Consider the following 17,740-nt stretch of genomic DNA (forward strand, 5'->3'; position numbering starts at 1 on the left):
CAAAGCGACAAAACTAAACTCGACCTTCGAGTTCCGGCAGGGTACCGGGCACATCCGACCTCCTTGTCTTAGTGCCCGCCTCCGCCATCCGTGGCTACGGCCCTGCCTTCACCCTCGGTCTTGCTAAGTTTTGTTGCCGCTTTGTCACAAGTCGTTCCTTATGCAAAATATCCTATTTCCGGAAGTTTGTCTACAGTCTGCAAGGGATATCTTAAAAAGGTATCCCTTTAAATTTATGTGAGAAAGGGGTAAGTTATGGATAGAGTAAAAGAAACGTTAAAAAAAGAATTTAATCTTAAAGACTTTCAAGTGGAAAATACAATAAAGCTTATTGATGAAGGAAATACAATTCCTTTTATTGCAAGGTACAGGAAAGAAGCAACAGGAAGTTTGTCAGATGAGGTTTTAAGAAATTTTTATGACCGACTTACATATTTGAGAAACCTTGAAGAGAAGAAACAGGATACTATAAGGTTAATTGATGAACAGGGAAAACTGACAGAGGAGATAAAAGCAAATATAGAAAATGCTACAACTTTACAAGAGGTGGAAGACATATACAGGCCTTTTAGGCCAAAAAGAAGGACAAGGGCGACCATTGCGAAAGAAAAAGGCTTGGAACCTCTTGCAAAGGTTATTTCTTCAAATGAGGTAACAGATGGGGATGTAGAGGAATACGCAAAGCCTTATCTTAATGAAAATGTTCCAACAATTGAAGAAGCATACCAAGGAGCAATGGATATAATTGCAGAGGATATATCTGATGACGCTGATATAAGAAAATACATAAGAAGTTTTACGTGGAATAACGGAATTATAGTGACACAGGCATTAAAAGAGGAGAGGTCTCCTTATGAGATGTATTATGACTATAAAGAAGCTGTAAAGACAATACCGCCTCATAGAATACTGGCGATAAATAGGGCAGAAAGGGAAAAATACATATCTGTAAAAATTGAGATAGATAGTGAAAGGATAATAAATAGGCTTATAGAATCAAAAGTAAATAAAGCTTCAATATTTGCAGAGTATTATAAGAAGGCAATTGAAGATTCCTATAAAAGGCTTATTGCACCTTCAATGGAGAGGGAAATAAGGAATACTCTTACGGAAAAAGCAGAAGAAAAGGCAATAATAGTTTTTAAAGAAAATCTAAAAAGTCTTTTACTCCAGCCGCCAATAAAAGGACACGTTGTTATGGGATTTGACCCAGCCTATAGGACAGGATGTAAAATTGCTGTTGTAGACGAAACCGGAAAACTCTTGGATACTGCTACAGTATATCCTACTCCTCCTCAAAATGATATTGAAAATTCTAAAAAGGTTTTAAAAGAATTAATAGAAAAATACAATGTCACTTTAATTGCTTTGGGAAATGGAACTGCTTCAAGAGAGAGTGAAATGTTTATAGCAGAACTTATAAAGGAACTTTCAAGAGAGGTAAAGTATGTGATAGTGAATGAAGCAGGTGCATCAGTCTATTCTGCTTCTCAAATAGGTACAGAGGAATTTCCTGATATAAACGTAAGTTTAAGAGGGGCTATCTCACTGGCGCGAAGGCTTCAAGACCCATTGGCAGAGCTTGTAAAAATTGATCCAAAGTCCATCGGGGTAGGACAATATCAACACGATGTAGACCAGAAAAAATTGGGAGATGCTTTAAACGGTGTGGTAGAAGATTGTGTAAACAGCGTAGGGGTTGATTTAAACACTGCATCAGTTTCTTTATTAAAATACGTTTCAGGGATAAATGCTACTATTGCCAAGAATATTGTGGAATATAGAAATCAAATAGGAAAATTTACAAATAGGGAGCAGCTTAAAAATGTAAAAAGGTTAGGAGAAGCCACTTTTACACAATGTGCCGGTTTTCTAAGGATTTTGGATGGAGACAATATCTTTGACTCAACAGCAGTTCACCCAGAGCGTTACGAAACCTTAGAAAATCTTTTGAAAAAATTTGGATATAAAAAAGAAAAATTAGATAGAAAAAAGTTAAAAGATTTTGCTAATTCTTTAGAAGAATACGGATTAAAGAAGATTTCAGAGGAATACGATATAGGACTTCCTACTCTTTATGATATAGTTTCAGAACTTAAAAAACCTGGAAGAGATCCCAGAGAGGATTTGCCTAAGCCAATTTTGAGGTCTGATGTAATGACTATAAATGAGCTAAAACCGGGCATGGAGCTTATGGGAACAGTTAGAAATGTCACTGATTTTGGCTGCTTTGTAGATATAGGGGTTCATACTGATGGGCTTGTCCACATTTCTGAAATGTCTCAAAACTACATAAAACATCCTCTTGATGTGGTTTCAGTGGGAGACATTGTAAAAGTGAGAGTTTTAAGTGTTGACGTTGAGAGAAATAGAATTTCTCTTTCAATGAAATAAAAAAATTTTTAATTGGTACCCCCTAAAAATTTATTTCTTCCTCCGAAATTATATAGTGAAAATAAGGTAAATCAAACAAAGGAGGAAGAGAGCATGAAGAAAATATTAGCTCTTGTGCTTATGGGGTTACTCGTTTTTTCTTCTGCTTTAACAGTCTATGCGAAGCCAGAGAAGGCGAAACATGAGCTAAAAATTAAAACAGAAACTAAAAATCAGTTAGAAGTCCAAACACAGGCGAGATTTGAACCTAAAGTAAAATTCGATGAATTTAAAGCAAAAGTATCTGTTAATGGAAAAGAAATTAAATTTGATGTGCCACCAGTTATAAAGGAAGGAAGGACGTTAATTCCTGTTAGAGCTGTAATGAATGGGTTAGGTGCAAAAGTGGAGTGGGACCAGGCAACAAATACTATTACAATTACAAAAGGTGATATAACAATTCAGTTTATTTTAGGTGAATCAAAAGTTTTAGTAAATGGTAAAGAAGTTTCTTTAGACGTTCCAGCGATGGAGATAAGCGATAGGACATTTGTGCCGATTAGATTTATATCAGAGATTTTAGGCGAAAAAATAAATTATGATGAAAAAACAGGAGATATAGAAATTGAAGAAAATGATCAAGCGGAAATAGAAAATAATTCTGACGAAACAACAGTATCTCAGGATGTGTACGGAAATACAAATGAGACAGTCACAAACAGTGTATACGGCACCGATGGAGAAGTAGAGGGAAATGATTAAAAAATACATAGGCAATTGGATGTTGCAAAACCGGCAGTAAAAGGCCGGTTCAGACTGTAGACAAACTTTCGTAAAGGAGATATTTTGCAATTGGTGTGACTTGTGACAAAGCGGTAACAAAACTTAGCAAGACCAAGGGCAGAGGCAGGGCCGAAGCCAAGGATGGCGGAGGCGGGCACCTTAAGGCATGGAGGCCGATTGTGCCCGGTACCCTGCCGGAGCCCGAAGGTCGAGCGTTAGTTTTGTCGCTTTGGAACATCGGAGCGACGATGCAAAATATCTCCTTTGAATATTTTTTAACTTTGTCAACAAACTGAAACGGCAATAAAAGGCCGGTTTTTTGCATATAAAGTTAGATTCTTAATGAGATTCTAATGTTTTACAGCTTGATAGTGCATGCACCTCAATATATAATAAAATATAGTTTAATAAATTTGCTGAGGTGTGGGTGGATGAAAATTAACAAAACTAACATAGTAAATTTAATTTTAATCGTCATTTTTGTCATTGCATTAATAGTGGCTATGGTGACTTTTGGGAAGAATTTAACTATACTAATTAACAGCCCCGATAAATTTAGACAGTGGATACACAGCTTTGGGAAGCTTGGAATTATTGTATTTATAGGAGTTCAAATACTTCAAGTGGTCGTATTTGTCATACCTGGAGAAGTAGTGCAAATTGCGGGGGGATACCTTTTTGGGACTTTTTTAGGTACTTTATATTCCGTCATAGGTATTACTATAGGTTCTCTTATTTGCTTTTTGATAGCGAGAGTTTTAGGTTATAATTTTGTGAGAAGTATTGTTTCAGAGGAAAATTTGGAAAAATTCGATTATATTATAAATAATCCTAAAGGGGAAGTTATCCTCTTTTTGCTATTTTTTATTCCAGGAATGCCAAAAGATGCTCTCTCATACATTGCAGGTATAACACCAGTTAAGTTTTATAACTTTTTTATAATCACTCTTTTTGCGAGACTTCCAGGAGTATTTTTTTCAGCATACATAGGGGCGAATTTGGGAAATAAAAATTACTTTATGGCAGGAGTCGTTGCAATTATCGCAGTATTATTGTTTTTAATAGGAGTTTATAAAAAAGATTTCATAATGGAAAAGTTAAAAAAACTTTAGCTGGACAAAAAATTTTAGCTGGATTTGTTCTGTAAATATAATGATTTCATAAAATCGTTTCCTTATGTTATAATTTTAATATATGATGGACTTAGGGGGGAATTACATGTATTTATTAAAAGGTGGAAAAGTTTTTACAATGGCCGGCAAAATTTATGAAAAAGGAGACGTGCTCATCGACGATGGGAAAATTGTTGATGTTGGAGAGGATTTGATTGCTCCTTTGGATGCAGAGGTGATTCACGTAGAAGGCTTTACAGTTATGCCGGGTTTAATTGATGCTCATTGTCATCTTGGAATGTGGGAAAATGCTATGGGGTTTGAAGGAGCAGATGGAAACGAAGCGACAGACCCTATAACTCCCCAACTTAGAGCGATTGATGGAATAAATCCAATGGATAAGTATTTTGAGGAGGCTTATCAAGCAGGGGTTACGACTGTTGCGACAGGTCCTGGCAGTGCTAATGTTATAGGAGGACAGTTTGCGGTTATAAAAACTTATGGTAAAAGAATAGATGATATGATAGTAAAAGAACCAGCAGCGATAAAAGTTGCTTTTGGTGAAAATCCCAAATCCGTTTACCATGAGCAGCATAAAATGCCTTCAACTAGAATGGCGGTTGCGGCTCTTTTAAGGCAAGAGCTTATAAAAGCTAAGGAGTACATGGAAAAGATGGAGCATGCAGAGGAAGACAAAAAGCCTGAAAGGGACTTAGGCCTTGAAGCATTGGTAAAAGTATTAAAGAGAGAAATTCCACTGAAAGCTCATGCTCATAGAGCAGATGATATTTTTACAGCTTTAAGAATTGCAAAAGAATTTAATGTAGATATAACCATTGACCATTGTACTGATGGCCATTTAATTGTTGATGAATTGGTGAAAGAAAATGCTAAAGTTATTGTGGGACCTTCATTGTCTGAAAGATCAAAGATTGAGCTTGTAAATTTAAGCTTTAAGACAGCAGGTATTCTTTCAAAAGCAGGACTTACAGTTGCGATAATGACAGACCACCCTGTAATACCTCTCAATTACTTGCCTCTATGTGCTGCTTTAGCTGTAAAGGATGGTATGGATGAAATGGAGGCTTTAAAGGCTATCACGATAAATCCTGCGAAAATTTTAAGAGTTGACGACAGGGTGGGAAGCATTGAAAAAGGAAAAGACGCTGATATTGTAGTCTTTGATGGAGATCCGCTGGAAGTAAAGACAAGAACGAAATATGTATTTATTAATGGGAAATTAGTACATAAAGCATAAACTGTCATGGGGCTATTTATTTAGAGAAGTCTAAATAAATAGCCTCACAATTTTTTATAACTTTAAAAAATTTCAGACTGTAGACAAACTTTCGTAAAGGAGATATTTTGCATAAGGAGTGACTTGTGACAAAGCGGCAACAAAACTTAGCAAGACCGAGGGTGGAGGTAGGGCCGAAGCCAAGGATGGCGGAGGCGGGCACCTTAAGGCAAGGAAGCCGATTGTGCCCGGTACCCTGCCGGAGCCCGAAGGTCGAGCTTAGTTTTGTCACTTTGGAACATCGGAGCGACGATGCAAAATATCTCCTTTGAATATTTTTTAACTTTGTCAACAAACTGTAATTTTTTATAACTTTAAAAAATTTTTTATGCAGTCTGATATTCTATAATTTATTTTTATTCATACCATGTTTTATTGAGGGAATTTTTTGGGCTTTTTCTTGAGATATTTGAATAATTATTTAAAACTTTACAAACAAACTATTTTTTTTAATTATTTTTATACAAAACGTTTACATTAATTTACTGAGTTAAATTGCAAAAGTTATTTTATTGGTTTATACTATAGGTGTATAAAGTTGAGTTGATGGATAGGTAGTATAGTAAAAAGGACAGAGGAGGTTACAAAGTTGGAGAAAAACACATATTGCTTGCAGGTTTATTCTGAGATTGGAAATTTAAAGTCTGTCCTACTTCATAGACCTGGTAAAGAGTTAGAAAGGTTGACGCCTGAGTTTTTAAGTGAGCTTCTTTTTGATGATATTCCCTGGCTTAAAAGGATTCAGGAGGAGCACGACAAATTTGCGCAATCTTTAAAAGAAAACGGAGTGACAGTTTATTATTTAGAAGATTTACTGGAAGAGGTTTTACAGGATAGTGGAATAAAAGAGTTTTTTATATATGATTTGGTTTCATATATGAATACTTCTTTAGAAGTTAAGAAAACAATTACAAATTTTCTAAAGGAAAGAACCCCCAAAGAAATAGTGGACTACGCTATTGCAGGACTTCTGAAAAAAGAAGTATCTGAAGCGAAACCTCAATCTTTAGTGGATTATGTCTATAAAGACTCTCCATTTTTTATAAATCCTTTGCCAAACTGCTATTTTATGAGAGACCCTGCTGCAGTCATTGGCAATGGTGTGATGGTAAGCAGTATGAAGACAATTGCTCGAAAGAGAGAAGCCATGTTACTTAAGTATGTTTTTAAGCATTCTAAGACTTTAAAAGTACAGGAGAATCTATTGTGGTATGATTATCGTTCAGAGTATCCTATTGAGGGGGGAGACGTGTTAGTTCTTAGTAAGAAAGTAATAGCTATTGGAATAAGTGAAAGAACCTCCCCACAGGCAATTGAAGAAATTTCTCGTACTCTTTTAGAGAGAGGAGAAGAGTTACAAGAGATAATCGCTGTAGAAATTCCCAAAAAGCGAACTTTTATGCACCTTGATACAGTTTTTACTATGGTGGATGTGGACAAATTTTTAATATATCCTGGTATAAAGGAAAAATTAAAGGTTTATAGGATTACAAGGGGAGAAAAGGGATCAATTAAAGTTAAGGTAGAAGAAGACTTTACAAAAGTTTTAGAGACTTCCTTGGACCTTGATAAAGTCAGCTTAATTGAAAGTGGAGGAGGTGATGAGATAACAGGAGCAAGAGAACAGTGGAATGACAGTACAAATACCTTGGCCATTGCTCCAGGAATTGTAATGGCATATAACAGAAATGAGATAACCAACACCACCTTAGTAAATCATGGAATAAAAGTTATTGAAATTGAAGGCTCTGAATTAGTGAGGGGACGCGGTGGTCCAAGATGTATGTCGATGCCTTTAAAGAGAGAAGATATATAAACCTTTTGACTAATGGGGTAAGATAATATAAAATTAATTAAGTAAAATTGCTAAAAGGAGGATGACTATGGCATTTAATTTAAAGGGCAGGAGCTTATTAACTTTAAAAGATTATACCCCTCAGGAAATACGATATATTTTAGACATTGCTAAACAAGTAAAAGCAGAGAGAAAAGCAGGGGTTGTACATCAAAGATTTTTAGGTAAGACTATTGCTCTCATTTTTGAAAAGAGGTCCACAAGAACGAGATGCGCTTTTGAAACTGCTTTTGGTGAAGAAGGAGGGCACCCAGTATTTTTATCAACAGATGATATTCAATTGGGAGCCAAAGAATCAATAGAGGATACTGCAAGAGTTTTGGGAAGGATGTTTGATGCAATAGAGTTTAGAGGCTTCAAACAAGAAACCGTGGAAATTTTGGCAAAATATGCAGGTGTGCCTGTGTACAATGGCTTAACTGACGAATATCATCCAACTCAAGTTTTGGCTGACCTTATGACAATAGAAGAAGAATTTGGGAGTTTAAAAGGAAGAAAGCTTGTATTTGTAGGGGACGGAAGGAACAATATGGCAAATACTCTAGCGGTAGGCTGCGCTAAGATGGGGATGCATTATGTGATTAATTCTCCAAAAGAATTGTGGCCTTCACAAGAGTTCATAGATGAAATCAAGCAAATGGCAGCTGAAAATGGAGGAACTTTTGAACTTACTAGTGTGCTAGGAGAGGGCCTTGAAGGTGCAGATGCTATTTACACCGATGTGTGGGCGTCAATGGGAGAAGAAGCAAAGGCTACAGAGAGGGAAGCTCTTTTGAGACCTTTCCAGGTGAATGAGGAAATGATGAAAAAGACAGGAAGAGAAGATACTATATTTTTACATTGCTTGCCTGCAGTAAAAGGACAAGAAGTTACTTTTGATGTTATAGAAGGAAAACAATCAAGAGTGTGGGACCAAGCGGAAAATAGAAAACATACAATTAAAGCTGTAATGATTGCTACTCTTCTTTAAAATTGGTTACAGGGGAGGACGTTATGAAGGGAAAAGTTGTTATTGCTTTAGGAGGGAACGCCCTGCAGGACGTAAATACGCCTCCTACTGCAGAGGCGCAGATGGAAGTAGTAAAGAGGACAGCGGGATATCTGGCGGACATAATTGAAAAAGGTTATTCTGTAGTAATTACTCATGGCAATGGTCCGCAGGTGGGGAATATAGTCATTCAAAATGAAGTTGCATCAAAGATTGTCCCTGCAATGCCTTTTGATGTGTGTGGGGCAGAGAGTCAGGGTATGATAGGATATATGGTTCAACAAGCATTAAGAGAAGTTTTGAAGGAAAGAAATATCAGAAAAGAAGTAGCAACTATCATAACACAGGTTGTAGTGGATAAAAATGATCCTGCTTTTGGGAAACCCACAAAACCGATAGGACCTTTTTATACAAAAGAGGAGGCCGAAGTTTTAATAAAAGAAAAAGGTTATGAAATGGTGGAAGACAGTGGAAGAGGGTATAGAAGAGTTGTTCCCTCCCCTGACCCCAAAGAAATAGTAGAGCTTAATACGATAAAGTTACTTGAAAAAAATGGGGTAATAGTAATAACAGTTGGGGGAGGAGGAATTCCTGTTATTAAAGAAAATGGCAATTTAAAAGGAGTAGCTGCCGTAATAGACAAAGATTTGGCTTCTGAAAAGTTGGCGGAAGACATTGATGCAGATGTTTTATTGATTCTTACAGCAGTTGAAAAGGTGGCAATAAATTACAACAAACCAAATCAAAAGTTTCTTGACAAAATGACAGTGGAAGAGGCAATAAAATACATGGAAGAAGGCCATTTTGCACCAGGCAGTATGTTTCCAAAAGTTAAAGCAGCAGTGAGGTTTGCAAAGTCAAAAGTAGGAAGGCGAGCTATAATTACTTCTTTAGGCAAAGCATTAGAAGCTTTAGAGGGAAAAGCAGGCACAGTTATAACCTTATGAAAATAAATTAAAAATTTTTCACAAAAACTATTGACAAAGATATATAAAAATGAGAAAATAAAATTAAAATTGAATAAGACGAAGGTAAATCTTCGGGGCAGGGTGAAATTCCCGACCGGCGGTATAGCCCGCGAGCCGCGCATGCGGTCGATTTGGTGAAATTCCAAAGCCGACAGTGAAAGTCTGGAGGGGAGAAGATTTTCTTTTTGTGCCTATTTTTGTGAAACAAATCACAAAAAATCCTGAAGATTTATCTTCAGGATTTTTTTAGTAAATAAAATTGGAGGGATGGATTGTGGAAAAGACTAAAACACAAGCCATAGTAAAAGTAGGTTTTCTTTCTGCAACAGCTTTTATACTTATGTATTTAGAATTTCAGGTACCATTATTTCCTGGCTTTTTAAAACTTGACTTTAGTGACGTACCTGCATTAATTGCTTCTTTTGCTATTGGACCTTTATATGGTGTAATGGTAGAGCTTATTAAAAACTTAATCCATGCTACTATAACTCAGTCGGGTGGTATTGGGGAAATTGCCAACTTTGCTATAGGTTCTATATTTGTTTATATTGCAGGGATTATATATCAATTTAATAAGACGCGAAAAAATGCCCTTATCTCTATGGCAATTGCTACAGTAGTGATGGCTTTTACTGCTTCACTTTTGAATTATTATGTTTTTCTGCCTTTGTACCAAAAAGTTATGGGATGGCCTATGGATGCCATAATTAATATGAGTAGAGCAGCGAATAAAAATATAGTGAATGTAAAAACTCTTATATCATACGGAATATTTCCTTTTAATGTGTTAAAAGGAATTGTATTGTCAGTAATTACCTTGCTGGTATACAAAAAGCTTTCACCTTTTTTAAAGAATTAATTAGATCCCTAGCATATGCTGGGGATTATTTTTATTTTTAATTTGTTAAAAGATAGTATATAATAAAGTTATAATAAGTGGGGTGAGACTTAGTGAAAAAGACTTATATTTGCAAAAATAGAGATGAGACCATTGCTTTAGGAGAAAAATTAGGAAGGCTGTTAAGGAGTGGAGATATAATTCTTTTATATGGTGAGCTGGGAAGTGGCAAAACTGTCTTTACAAAAGGAATTGCAAAGGGGTTAGAAACAAATGAGCCAATTACCAGCCCGACTTTTACTTTAGTCAATGAACATAGAGGAAGGATTCCCCTCTATCATTTTGATTTATATAGGTTAGATGATTATACGGCTCTTTATGACATAGGTTATGAGGAATATTTTTATGACGAAGGAGTTTGTGCAATTGAATGGCCTGAAAGGTTAGGACCTTTACTTCCGAACGAAAGGTTAGAAGTAGTAATTCAAAAAGGAGAAAAAGAAGATGAAAGAGTTATTTTATTTAAAGATTTTGGGAGACGATATGAGGAGCTTTTAAAGGAGATGGGATAATGAAAATTTTGGCAATAGATTCTTCTTCTAAAACTGCTACTGTTGCATTAGTAGATGAAAAGGGGATAATAGGAGAATACTCTATAAATTATCTAAGGCATTCAGTAATTTTAATGCCTATGATAGATGAACTGCTTAAAAAATGTGAAGTACCAATAAATCAAATAACTCATGTGGCTGTTTCAGAAGGTCCGGGCTCTTTTACAGGGCTTAGAATCGGTGCTGCCACTGCAAAGGGTCTGGCTCATGCTCTTAACATCCCTATTGTAGGAGTATCTTCTCTTTTAGCTCTTGCATATAATGTCAGTGAATTTGAAGGACTTATATGCCCTGTTATAGATGCTTTAAATGAAAATGTTTATGGAATGCTAATAAAAGGTGTCAATTTTGAGGTTTTAATAGATGCTGGGGTGTATTCTCTAGAGGAAATTACGAAGTTGATAAGCAATTATTCTGACAAAGTGCTGTTCGTAGGAGAGGGGGTTTATTCCTATAAAGATAAATTACAAGAGATGATAAGAGACAAAGCTTTATTTGCAAAGGATAAGGATAACATGGCAAGAGCAGCTTCCATAGGAGAGATTGCTATTCAAAAGATAAAAAAAGGTGAAGTAGTTAGTTACTTTGATTTCAAGCCGATGTATATAAGGAAATCGGCTGCTGAAATTCGTTTAAGTGGTGAGGGGAGTTAATTAATGGATGTTATTATAAGGCCTATGAGGAAAGAAGATGTGGAAGAGGTCTTAGAAATTGAAAAGTTAAGCTTTAGCACTCCTTGGTCTAAAGAAGCTTTTATAAGTGAAGTTACAAAGAACAGCTGTGCTAAGTATATAGTGGCGGAAGTTGACAACAAAATTGTGGGTTATGGAGGATTTTGGGTGGTTGCAGATGAAGGGCATATAACCAATATAGCAGTTCATCCGGACTACAGGTCTAAAGGAATTGGAAGTAAAATTATGGAAGATTTAATTGACCTTGCTAAGAAAAATGGAATAACCGCCATGACATTAGAGGTGAGAGAATCAAATATAACAGCGCAACATTTGTATGCAAAATATGGCTTTAGACCATTAGGTAGAAGAAAAGGCTATTATCAAGATAATAATGAGGATGCAATTATAATGTGGAAATACGACTTGTGATGGTGGTGAAATAATGGAGAAAGATATAATTATTTTAGGGATAGAATCTTCCTGCGATGAAACAGCTGCCGGAGTTGTAAAAAACGGCAAAGAAGTATTGTCGAACGTAATATATTCTCAAATAGAGATTCACAAAAAATATGGTGGGGTAGTGCCAGAAATAGCTTCAAGAAAGCATATTGAAGTAATATCTTTCGTAGTGGCAGAAGCATTAGAAAAAGCCCAGCTAAGTCTTGATGAAATAGATGTAATTGCGGCTACATATGGACCAGGATTAGTAGGTGCTCTTTTAGTTGGCTTGTCATATGGTAAAGCTTTAGCCTATGCAAAAAATAAGCCTTTTGTAGGAGTAAATCATATAGAAGCTCACATAGCTGCAAATTACTTAGGGGGTGATTTTGCTCCTCCTTTTATTTGTCTTGTGGCTTCCGGGGGACATAGCCACATTGTTTTTGTAAAAAATTATGGAGAGTACGAAGTAATTGGACAGACAATGGACGATGCAGCAGGGGAAGCCTTTGACAAAGTAGCAAGAGCTTTGGGCTTGGGATACCCTGGAGGACCTGCTATTGAAAAGGCTGCAAAGCTGGGGAATATGGAAGCTATTGAGTTTCCCAAATCTTTTATGGAGGAAGGAAATTTTGATTTTAGTTTTAGTGGGCTTAAAACAGCAGTTTTAAACTATTTAAACAGGCAAAAGCAAAAAGGAGAAGAGGTGAATATTTACGATGTGGCGGCTAGTTTTCAAAGAAATGTGGTGGAGGTGTTGGTGAAAAAATTAATTGATGCGGCAAAGATGAAAAATATTGATAAAATTTCTATAGCAGGAGGAGTGGCTTCTAATAGTTTTTTGAGAGAGCAATTAGAAGAAGAAGCAAAAAAAATTGGAATAAGAATCCATTATCCTGATAAAATTTATTGTACAGACAATGGCGCAATGATAGCTGCTGCTGCCTATTATGACTTTATGAAAGGGAAAACCTCTGGCCTGGATTTAAATGCTATTCCTTATTTAAAGATTGGGGAAAAACTTTGATTGTTAAATATGTGGAAATATGTCGAAGTTTACGATGTCATGCCTTTTAGGGTCTGTGGATAACTCTGTGGATATTGTGCTTAAATATATTTCATTGTATTTACTGGGATGAAATAGAAAGAAAGTTTATTAAAAATAAATAAAACTTTTATTAAACCTTAGGGGGTTTTATTATGAAGAATATTTTGCTTTTCACAAAATTAAATGAAACCTACATAAAAGAAATTAAGGAACGAATGGAGGAATATGAGGTTCTTTACGTTCAAAATGAGGAAGAGGCTTCTAAGTATGTAAAAGACACAGAAATTATCATAAGCTTTGATTTTGCGTTTTATCCCAATATTGTGGACAAGGCTTCAAACCTTAAATGGATTCATCTTTTGAGTGCGGGAGCAGATACTCTTCCCTTTGAAAAACTCAAAGAAATGAAGGTATTAGTTACTAATTCTAGAGACGTACACAAATATCAAATTTCACAACAGGTTATAGGTTATATGCTTATGTTTGAAAGAAGCTTAAATACCTTTTTAAGAAATCAGATAAAAAAGGTGTGGGATAGGTCTGTTAGGGTTTCAGAACTTACAGGTAAGACTGCTTTGATAATAGGAGTAGGAAGTATAGGGGAGGAAATTGCAAGACTTTTAAAAGAATTTGGTATGAAGGTCTACGGTATAAGAAGCTCGGGTAAGCCTTCTTTATATGTTGAAAAAATGTTTACTTCTATTGAAGACTGTGATGTATTGTCGTTTGCCGATTATGTGATATCTATACTTCCTTTGACTAAAGACACTTACCATTTGATAGGAGAAACCGTATTTAGTAGGATGAAAAATAGCAGTTACTTTATAAATGTTGGAAGAGGGAAAGTAGTGGATGAAAAAGCTTTGCTAAATGCCATTAATAATAAAGTGATAAAAGGGGCTGCATTAGATGTTTTTGAAGAAGAGCCTTTAAGAGAAGACAGCCCTTTTTGGGATATGGAAAATGTGATAATTACTCCTCACATGGCAGGGGTTACGCCTTTATATATGCAAAGAGCGATGGAAATATTGAAAGAAAATTTGGATGCTTATAAGGAAGGAAGAACTTTGAGAAATATTGTAAATTTAGATAAAGGATACTAAAGCGGGTTTTTACCCGCTTAAATTTTCCCATTCTTCATACATTTCTTCCAATTTGCTTTTAAGGGCGTTGTATTCTTTTTGTATTTCTACAATTTCTCCTGTTTTATAAATTTTATCATCACACATTTTTTCTTCTAAATATTTTATTCTTTCTTCAGCTTGATAAATTGAATTTTCAAGGCTTTTTAGATATTCTTTTTGCTGCTTTAACTTAAGTTTAGCCAATCTTTCTTTATACCTTTCGTTTTTTATCTGGGTTTTTGTCTTTTTGATTGTTTCTTCTTGCTTTTCATTAAGCTGGTTTTTCTTTTCTATATAATAACTGTAATTACCTAAGTATACTTCTACTCCTTGAGGTGTCAAAATCATTACTTTGGTAGCAATTTTGTCTATAAAATATCTGTCATGGGAGACAAATAATAAAGTTCCAGTGTAATCTAACAAAGCTTCTTCTAATACTTCTTTTGCTTTTAAATCTAAATGGTTAGTTGGCTCATCCATAAGCAGAAAATTTGCTTTTGAAAGGATGAGCTTTAGCAATGAAAGTCTTGCCTTTTCACCACCACTTAGTGTAGAGATAGTTTTAAAGACATCTTCTTCTTTAAAAAGAAAAGAAGCTAATAGTGTCCTCACTTCTGTTTGAGTAAGATATGGATTTTCATCCCATATTTCATCAATGACTGTTTTTTTAGCATTTAAACTTTTAAATTCTTGCTCGTAATAGCCTATTATTACGTTTGTGCCAAATTTAATTTCTCCTTCAAAATTGTCAATTTCCCCCACTAATATTTTTAAAAGCGAGCTTTTACCTATCCCGTTTGGGCCTAAGAGGGCGATTTTTTCTCCTTTTTTTATTTCAAAAGATACATTAGAAAAAATTTGCTTATCAAAACTTAAGGACAAATTTTTAACTGCTAACACGTCATTTCCGCTTTCCAAATCAAAATCAAAATGCAGGTTGATAGACCTGTTATTTATCATTGGCTTTTTTGCTATTTCTATTTTTTCTAAAAGTTTTTGCTTGCTTTCTGCCATCTTTACTGACTTTTCTGTTCTACGGTTTTTTTGAATCTGTATAATAGATTTTATCCTTTTTATTTCTTTTTGCTGTTCTTCATAGGCTTTTAACTTTGCTTCCATCACTAATTTTTTTCTTTTTAAATATTCTGTGTAGTTGCCTTCATAAACTGATAGATTAGTGTTTTCTATCTCAAATATCCGAGTTACAATTTTATCTAAGAAATACCTATCATGGGATATAATCAAAATTGTACCATTATAAAATTTTAAATATTGCTCTAACCATTCTATTGAGTTTATGTCTAAGTGATTGGTGGGTTCGTCTAATAATAGGACATCTGGACTTAAAAGTAAAGTTTTTGCCAGCATAAGACGGGTTTTTTGACCACCACTTAAGATTGATACAGGTGTATCGAATTGCGACACATCAAACCCTAATCCATTTAGTACACCTCTTATTTTACTTTCTACAGAATAACCATCTAATTCCATATATTTGTCTGTTAAAAAGGAATATTCTAAAAAAAGTTTATCCAGTAGATGTGAATCTTTTGTTTTTGAGATTTTTTCCTCTAGAGATTTAATTTGTTTATCTAATTGGAATATTTCCCCAAAAGCTGTTTTGACTTCCTCATATATACTTTTTTCAGAAGCAATTACAGTGTTTTGCTGTAGATATCCCATTTTATTTGTAGAAATTGAAATTGTTCCACTGTCAGCTTCGGTAAAACCGGCTAAAAGGTTAAAAAGAGTGGACTTTCCAGCACCATTTTCGCCAATTACTCCTATTTTGTCACCTTCATTGACTATAAAAGAAATATTTTGTAGAATTATATCGATACCGTAACTTTTTGTCACATTGCTTACAGTTATGATTGCCATAAATATAACCTCCTGTTCATATTAAATATATCAAAAAAATTTATTTTGTAAAAGTGTAGTAAACTATAACTTTTTTTTAATATGTGTCGATAAAAATTAATGAGTGTATTTCTAAATGGAAGGTGATGGACTTGGATATAGCAACAATAGTGGGTATAGTTCTTGGAGTAGGCTCTTTGATTTATGCATTTACATTAGAGGGAGGTACTGTTGCTTCTTTAATAGGTGTTTCAGCTGCTTTAATAGTTTTTGGAGGTACTATAGGTGCTACTATAACTTCTTATTCCATGGATGACATTAAAAAAGTGCCGAAGCTTTTAGCAAGGGCTTTTAAAAATGAAAAGGATAATTATCTTGATATAATAAAGTATTTTACTTATTTGGCCCAAAAAGCCAGAAGTGAAGGTCTTTTAAGTCTTGAATCCGAAATAGAGTCTGAGGAGATAAAGAAATTTGATCCTATTTTAAAAGAATGCCTAGAATTAGTTGTAGATGGTTCTGATATGGAACTTATTAGAACGACTATGGAGAATAAGATATACGTGGAGGATATGGAAGCTAAAAAAGAAGCAGGTATTTTTGAGTCTGCGGGGGGCTATGCACCCACAATGGGTATTATAGGAACAGTTATGGGACTTGTTCACGTGTTGAGTAGTTTAAGTGAACCGGATAAATTAGGTCCTGCTATAGCGGTAGCATTTATAGCTACACTGTATGGTGTCAGTTCTGCAAACTTGTTGTGGCTTCCCATTGCTCAAAAATTAAAAAATAGAGCTCATATTAAAAGGACGGAAAGAGAGCTGATATTAGAAGGTAGCCTTTCATTGCAAGCTGGTGAAAATCCAAAGATTTTAGAGAGAAAGTTAATGACATTTATTACTCAATCTAAGGCTAAAAATACACTTCAGAAAGGCAGTGTAGAGTTGAATGAAGAGGTTGGAAGATGAATCAAAACCAAACCACGAGAGGTGGTTGCTTACTTATTCTGATATGATTACTTTACTTTTAATATTTTTTATAGTGATGTATACTATAAGTAGTATCAATGCTACAAAATTTGTTCAAATTGCCAGTTCTTTAAGCAAAACTTTTACAAGGACCGATTATGTAATAGGACAATATACCGGTAAGAGTGTAGTACCTGGGAATCTAGAAAATAAAAGCAACCTTGGGAAGGTCCAACAACAACTAAATGCCTTCATAAAAGAGAACAATCTTCAAGGTATGGTAACAAGTTATATTGATGAAAGAGGATTGGTAATAAGTTTACAGGATACTCTTCTATTTGATTTAGGCTCTGCTGATGTACATCCTAATGAAAAAGATGTATTGATGAAAATAGGCAGTATGTTAAAAGACCTTCCAAATCACATTAGAGTGGAAGGCTTTACAGATAACCTTCCTATCCACAACAGTAAATTCGATTCAAACTGGGAACTGTCTGTTATAAGAGCGACTAATGTGGTAAAAATACTAGTAAATGAGGTGGGAATTGAACCCCAGAGAATTTCAGCAGTAGGATATGGGGAATACAGGCCTGTTGTTCCAAATGACTCAGAAGAACATAGAAGACTTAATAGAAGAGTAGACATTGTCATTATGAATACAGAATATAATAAATGGGAGCCTAAAAGCCAGTAAAATTAAAAAATTTTAGTGCTATTACAGAAATTTTTTATAATTCCTCATATTCTACTATGTTTTTGTTACGTTGACAAAAAATTTACAATATTATATAATTCAATTACAT

At 34.9% G+C, this 17,740-nt stretch carries 16 protein-coding genes and 1 riboswitch; of the genes, 15 read left to right on the plus strand and 1 reads right to left on the minus strand.

Annotated elements, in window-relative coordinates; genetic code table 11:
- The first annotated feature begins 255 nt into the window (after nt 1-255).
- The 13 genes from BUB32_RS02470 to BUB32_RS02535 all read left to right on the plus strand — a co-directional run bounded on the left by BUB32_RS02470 (nt 256) and on the right by BUB32_RS02535 (nt 14,088).
- On the plus strand, nt 256-2,394 hold the full coding sequence (locus BUB32_RS02470) for a Tex family protein (RefSeq protein WP_072967170.1): 2,139 nt from the start codon (nt 256-258) through the stop codon (nt 2,392-2,394).
- Between the two features lie 93 nt (nt 2,395-2,487).
- The gene (locus BUB32_RS02475) at nt 2,488-3,135 is read left to right on the plus strand and encodes a copper amine oxidase N-terminal domain-containing protein (RefSeq protein WP_072967172.1); all 648 of its coding nucleotides are present in this window, start codon (nt 2,488-2,490) and stop codon (nt 3,133-3,135) included.
- A gap of 452 nt (nt 3,136-3,587) precedes the next feature.
- Nucleotides 3,588-4,268: a TVP38/TMEM64 family protein gene (locus tag BUB32_RS02485; protein WP_072967176.1), complete on the plus strand. Its 681-nt coding sequence runs from the start codon at nt 3,588-3,590 to the stop codon at nt 4,266-4,268.
- A gap of 106 nt (nt 4,269-4,374) precedes the next feature.
- A complete protein-coding gene (locus BUB32_RS02490) occupies nt 4,375-5,526 on the plus strand; it encodes an amidohydrolase (RefSeq protein ID WP_072967178.1) in 1,152 nt (383 codons plus the stop codon).
- A gap of 628 nt (nt 5,527-6,154) precedes the next feature.
- Entirely contained in the window at nt 6,155-7,381 is a 1,227-nt protein-coding gene (arcA, locus tag BUB32_RS02495) for an arginine deiminase (RefSeq protein ID WP_072967179.1), read from the plus strand.
- A gap of 67 nt (nt 7,382-7,448) precedes the next feature.
- Nucleotides 7,449-8,390, plus strand: a complete 942-nt coding sequence (gene argF / locus BUB32_RS02500) for an ornithine carbamoyltransferase (RefSeq protein ID WP_072967181.1) — start codon at nt 7,449-7,451, stop codon at nt 8,388-8,390.
- Nucleotides 8,391-8,413: 23 nt separating this feature from the next.
- Nucleotides 8,414-9,355, plus strand: a complete 942-nt coding sequence (gene arcC / locus BUB32_RS02505; RefSeq protein ID WP_072967183.1) for a carbamate kinase — start codon at nt 8,414-8,416, stop codon at nt 9,353-9,355.
- 84 nt (nt 9,356-9,439) lie between these two features.
- A riboswitch (FMN riboswitch) is annotated at nt 9,440-9,558 on the plus strand.
- 92 nt (nt 9,559-9,650) lie between these two features.
- The gene (locus tag BUB32_RS02510) at nt 9,651-10,235 is read left to right on the plus strand and encodes an ECF transporter S component (RefSeq protein WP_072967185.1); all 585 of its coding nucleotides are present in this window, start codon (nt 9,651-9,653) and stop codon (nt 10,233-10,235) included.
- Nucleotides 10,236-10,327: 92 nt separating this feature from the next.
- Entirely contained in the window at nt 10,328-10,786 is a 459-nt protein-coding gene (tsaE, locus tag BUB32_RS02515) for a tRNA (adenosine(37)-N6)-threonylcarbamoyltransferase complex ATPase subunit type 1 TsaE (RefSeq protein ID WP_072967187.1), read from the plus strand.
- A complete protein-coding gene (gene tsaB / locus BUB32_RS02520; protein ID WP_072967189.1) occupies nt 10,786-11,478 on the plus strand; it encodes a tRNA (adenosine(37)-N6)-threonylcarbamoyltransferase complex dimerization subunit type 1 TsaB in 693 nt (230 codons plus the stop codon). The genes tsaE and tsaB overlap by 1 nt, the downstream gene beginning before the upstream one ends.
- A 3-nt stretch (nt 11,479-11,481) precedes the next feature.
- A complete protein-coding gene (rimI, locus tag BUB32_RS02525) occupies nt 11,482-11,928 on the plus strand; it encodes a ribosomal protein S18-alanine N-acetyltransferase (RefSeq protein ID WP_042834961.1) in 447 nt (148 codons plus the stop codon).
- Between the two features lie 13 nt (nt 11,929-11,941).
- Entirely contained in the window at nt 11,942-12,964 is a 1,023-nt protein-coding gene (tsaD, locus tag BUB32_RS02530) for a tRNA (adenosine(37)-N6)-threonylcarbamoyltransferase complex transferase subunit TsaD (RefSeq protein WP_072967191.1), read from the plus strand.
- 173 nt (nt 12,965-13,137) lie between these two features.
- Nucleotides 13,138-14,088 (plus strand): D-2-hydroxyacid dehydrogenase, encoded by a 951-nt coding sequence (locus tag BUB32_RS02535; RefSeq protein WP_072967193.1) that lies wholly within the window; start codon nt 13,138-13,140, stop codon nt 14,086-14,088.
- Between the two features lie 9 nt (nt 14,089-14,097).
- Here the strand turns inward: BUB32_RS02535 and BUB32_RS02540 are convergent, their stop codons facing one another.
- On the minus strand, nt 14,098-15,990 hold the full coding sequence (locus tag BUB32_RS02540; RefSeq protein WP_072967195.1) for an ABC-F family ATP-binding cassette domain-containing protein: 1,893 nt from the start codon (nt 15,988-15,990) through the stop codon (nt 14,098-14,100).
- A 125-nt stretch (nt 15,991-16,115) separates the two neighbouring features.
- Here BUB32_RS02540 and BUB32_RS02545 point away from each other — a divergent pair, with 125 nt between their 5' ends.
- Both BUB32_RS02545 and BUB32_RS02550 read left to right on the plus strand, forming a co-directional pair.
- The gene (locus tag BUB32_RS02545; protein WP_072967197.1) at nt 16,116-16,937 is read left to right on the plus strand and encodes a flagellar motor protein; all 822 of its coding nucleotides are present in this window, start codon (nt 16,116-16,118) and stop codon (nt 16,935-16,937) included.
- Nucleotides 16,918-17,631 carry an OmpA/MotB family protein gene (locus BUB32_RS02550; protein ID WP_072967199.1) on the plus strand — a complete coding sequence of 238 codons (714 nt, stop codon included), beginning with the start codon at nt 16,918-16,920 and terminating at the stop codon, nt 17,629-17,631. The genes BUB32_RS02545 and BUB32_RS02550 overlap by 20 nt, the downstream gene beginning before the upstream one ends.
- The last annotated feature ends 109 nt before the right edge of the window (nt 17,632-17,740 follow it).

The sequence above is a fragment of the Thermoanaerobacter uzonensis DSM 18761 genome, assembly GCF_900129115.1.
GTDB classification, from domain to species: Bacteria; Bacillota; Thermoanaerobacteria; order Thermoanaerobacterales; family Thermoanaerobacteraceae; genus Thermoanaerobacter; species Thermoanaerobacter uzonensis.

What these genes read in the sequence shown, in the direction of transcription:
- BUB32_RS02490 (WP_072967178.1), top strand. Translation starts at nt 4,375, where the DNA reads ATGTATTTATTAAAAGGTGGAAAAGTTTTTACAATGGCCGGCAAAATT.
- BUB32_RS02550 (WP_072967199.1), top strand. Translation starts at nt 16,918, where the DNA reads ATGAAGAGGTTGGAAGATGAATCAAAACCAAACCACGAGAGGTGGTTG.
- arcC (WP_072967183.1), top strand. Translation starts at nt 8,414, where the DNA reads ATGAAGGGAAAAGTTGTTATTGCTTTAGGAGGGAACGCCCTGCAGGAC.
- BUB32_RS02545 (WP_072967197.1), top strand. Translation starts at nt 16,116, where the DNA reads ATGGACTTGGATATAGCAACAATAGTGGGTATAGTTCTTGGAGTAGGC.
- tsaB (WP_072967189.1), top strand. Translation starts at nt 10,786, where the DNA reads ATGAAAATTTTGGCAATAGATTCTTCTTCTAAAACTGCTACTGTTGCA.
- BUB32_RS02540 (WP_072967195.1), bottom strand. Translation starts at nt 15,990, where the DNA reads ATGGCAATCATAACTGTAAGCAATGTGACAAAAAGTTACGGTATCGAT.
- tsaD (WP_072967191.1), top strand. Translation starts at nt 11,942, where the DNA reads ATGGAGAAAGATATAATTATTTTAGGGATAGAATCTTCCTGCGATGAA.
- BUB32_RS02485 (WP_072967176.1), top strand. Translation starts at nt 3,588, where the DNA reads ATGAAAATTAACAAAACTAACATAGTAAATTTAATTTTAATCGTCATT.
- BUB32_RS02475 (WP_072967172.1), top strand. Translation starts at nt 2,488, where the DNA reads ATGAAGAAAATATTAGCTCTTGTGCTTATGGGGTTACTCGTTTTTTCT.
- BUB32_RS02470 (WP_072967170.1), top strand. Translation starts at nt 256, where the DNA reads ATGGATAGAGTAAAAGAAACGTTAAAAAAAGAATTTAATCTTAAAGAC.
- rimI (WP_042834961.1), top strand. Translation starts at nt 11,482, where the DNA reads ATGGATGTTATTATAAGGCCTATGAGGAAAGAAGATGTGGAAGAGGTC.
- argF (WP_072967181.1), top strand. Translation starts at nt 7,449, where the DNA reads ATGGCATTTAATTTAAAGGGCAGGAGCTTATTAACTTTAAAAGATTAT.
- BUB32_RS02535 (WP_072967193.1), top strand. Translation starts at nt 13,138, where the DNA reads ATGAAGAATATTTTGCTTTTCACAAAATTAAATGAAACCTACATAAAA.